Origin of the sequence: Lelliottia sp. RWM.1 (assembly GCF_016859735.1) — a bacterium.
Lineage (GTDB): Bacteria > Pseudomonadota > Gammaproteobacteria > Enterobacterales > Enterobacteriaceae > Enterobacter.
In genome coordinates this window covers 1-2,717 of the sequence record NZ_WLVC01000109.1, presented here as the reverse complement: position 1 = coordinate 2,717, position 2,717 = coordinate 1, and the positions used below count along the sequence as shown (strand labels likewise).

The 2,717-nt window shown below is 45.4% G+C and carries 2 protein-coding genes; one reads left to right on the top strand and one right to left on the bottom strand.

Annotated elements, in window-relative coordinates; translation table 11 throughout:
- The first annotated feature begins 687 nt into the window (after positions 1 to 687).
- The gene (locus GF617_RS26675; RefSeq protein ID WP_032427716.1) at positions 688 to 2,226 is read left to right on the top strand and encodes a PAS domain-containing methyl-accepting chemotaxis protein; all 1,539 of its coding nucleotides are present in this window, start codon (positions 688 to 690) and stop codon (positions 2,224 to 2,226) included.
- A gap of 176 nt (positions 2,227 to 2,402) precedes the next feature.
- On the opposite strand, the gene GF617_RS26670 is transcribed toward GF617_RS26675, so the two are convergent.
- A complete protein-coding gene (locus GF617_RS26670) occupies positions 2,403 to 2,687 on the bottom strand; it encodes a hypothetical protein (protein WP_047028276.1) in 285 nt (94 codons plus the stop codon).
- Positions 2,688 to 2,717: the final 30 nt, after the last annotated feature.

Below are 2,717 nucleotides of genomic sequence, written 5' to 3'. Positions count from 1 at the left end.
GGTAAGCAGAGTTTTTGAAATGTAAGGCCTTTGAATAAGACAAAAGGCTGCCTCATCGCTAACTTTGCAACAGTGCCAACAACCATGCTTTGTCAGTAAAATGGATAAATAATCAGAAAAACCTGGTACTGTGCACACTGAAACACCCGAAATCAGATATCAATCTTAAAATTTAAGTTAAAATCCACTCATCAACCTGTTTGTCTAAATATTTCCACATTTATGTTCTTGGAAAAAATGTGACATATGTCATATAATATGCCGCGCGTTTACAGATGAACATTAGTTGTCATTCCGGAACAGCAAGATCCTGACGTAACGTTTAAAGCACCATAAACCAGCCTGCACAGGGAGAGTTAACTCTTCCTGCCACTGGTTATATTTTTAATTATTTAATTTGTTCCTTCGCCAGTTTCTCCCCTTCCTTGCATTTTCCGGAACGCAATATCAGGAAGGGGTATCACACGGCATCAGAAACGAAAACGGATTTACATAACCCATAAAATAAAATGAGAACTATTCCCATGCAATACTAAAGTCATCTGCCAGACCGGGGGGCACCTGGTCACTCCGACATAATTATAAAACACGACATTCAAGATATCTATTATGGCAATTCTGTTACGAACAGAGAAACAAAGAAAAGAATGCCAGTGATATCTCCGTTATTCATTCAGGATAATGAACATGAGAATTAATTCTCCGGTCACTCAAAATGAGTATGTACTGGATAAAAATATCGTACTGATGTCCACAACAGACATCCACAGTCATATCGCTTATACAAACTCAGCATTTATTGAGGCCAGCGGTTACACGCAGGAGGAACTGTCCGGACAGCCACATAACATCATGCGACATCCGGATATGCCAGAGGAAGCATTTCGTGATATGTGGAACACGCTTAAGCAGGGAGAATGCTGGGCTGGTACGGTCAAAAACCGTCGTAAAGACGGTGATCATTACTGGGTCAGGGCAAACATGTCCCCTCTCTATAAAGGAAACCAGCTTTTCGGGTACATGTCCGTCCGCTATACGCCGCTGCCGGAAGAAGTGAAGCAAGCAGAACAGCTTTATATACATCTGAAAGAGAACCGTGGGCGTGGGAAAAAACTGCATAAAGGCGTTGTTGTCAGAACCGGGTTATTTTCCTTTTTATCCCTGTTTAAAAAGATATCTGTTCAGGCTCGTATGCGGATCGCTCTTGCTGGGGCACTGCTCATGAGCCTGGCCGGCAGCATGACAGACACTTCTCCGTGGGTGTTGCCCGGTGTGATGATAATCGCCTTCCTGCTCGCCGACTGGTTTTTACGCCAGCAGATCAGCAAGCCTGTGGGTATGGTGCTTAAACATCTTCAGGATATGGCATCAGGCAAAGAGCCCGGCTCCCCCAGACTCGACAGGGTTGATGAAATTGGCATGATGTTGCGTAACGTCAACCAGGTCGGGATCCGTCTTTATTCACTGGTAAACGATACTGATGTTCAAATCAGGGAAATGTCGGTGGCAGGCTCGCAACTGGCTGCCGGAACAGAGGAGCTGAATGCCCGGACGACAGAAACGCTGGCGAATCTTCAGCATACCGCTCAGGCCACTGAAGAACTGATGGCCGCAGTGCGTCAGAGTGCGGATACAGCTGCAGAAACAGTAAAACTTGCAGCCTCCGCAGATGACTCTGCCGGAAAAGGTGAAGCAGCAATGAATGAAACAAAGGTCATGATGAAATCAATTTCTCAGGCCAGCGAAAAAATCGTTAATATTATCAGTGTTATCGATAATATTGCTTTTCAGACCAACATTCTTGCACTGAATGCCGCAGTCGAGGCCGCACGGGCAGGCTCACATGGACGCGGTTTTGCCGTGGTGGCCAGCGAGGTCAGAAAACTGGCTCAGCATTCAGCTTCCGCAGCGGCAGAGATTAAGGGGCTCATTGGCGCGACGGTTGATACCGTGGCTTCCGGCGAAAAAACCGTAGAGATCGCCAGCGGTCATATTGAAAGCATCCGTGCCGAAGTCTCCAGGGTGTCGTCCATGATCAATGAGCTCTATCACACGACAGAAGAACAGACGGCAGCGTTGACACTCATTAACCGTTCTGTTGAAAAGGTGGAGCTGATGGCTCAGGATAACAGCACGATGGTCGCACAGTCGGCCAGCTCCACGCGGGATCTGATGACACGGAGCACCAGACTTCAGGATGCCGTATCAACTTACGGTCTGAAATAACCTGGAATAACGGCAAGCGTCAGAAATACTGGCGCTTTAAATCCCGGCCAGAAATCTCACTGTACGGATATGTTACATCTTCCACACGCCAGCGAATTCTGATAATTTATTCTGCCATTAAAAAAATAGAATACCTGCATATTCAAATTCAGCACAGTGTATCTGTGCGGTTATAATTATCGGCCCTGTTTATTTTTTGCTGCTTTTTTCTTTTTCCGGACAGGGGACAAATGAGTTGTACCATCATTCTCTTCCAGCAAGGAAAGAAGAAATACCTCCTGCTCACTGGATAAATTGAGTTTTTTTATTTTATCTGCAAGGGTTCTTTTATTTTTCTCAGGTAGACTGGATTTCAAAAGAACCACCATAGAAAAAGGCTGCCCCAGAAAATAGCACAGGACAAGAAAGTTATGAGGCACTGTTGCAAAGTTAGCGATGAGGCAGCCTTTTGTCTTATTCAAAGGCCTTACATTTCAAAAACTCTGCTTACC

What these genes read in the sequence shown, in the direction of transcription:
- GF617_RS26675 (WP_032427716.1), top strand. Translation starts at nt 688, where the DNA reads ATGAGAATTAATTCTCCGGTCACTCAAAATGAGTATGTACTGGATAAA.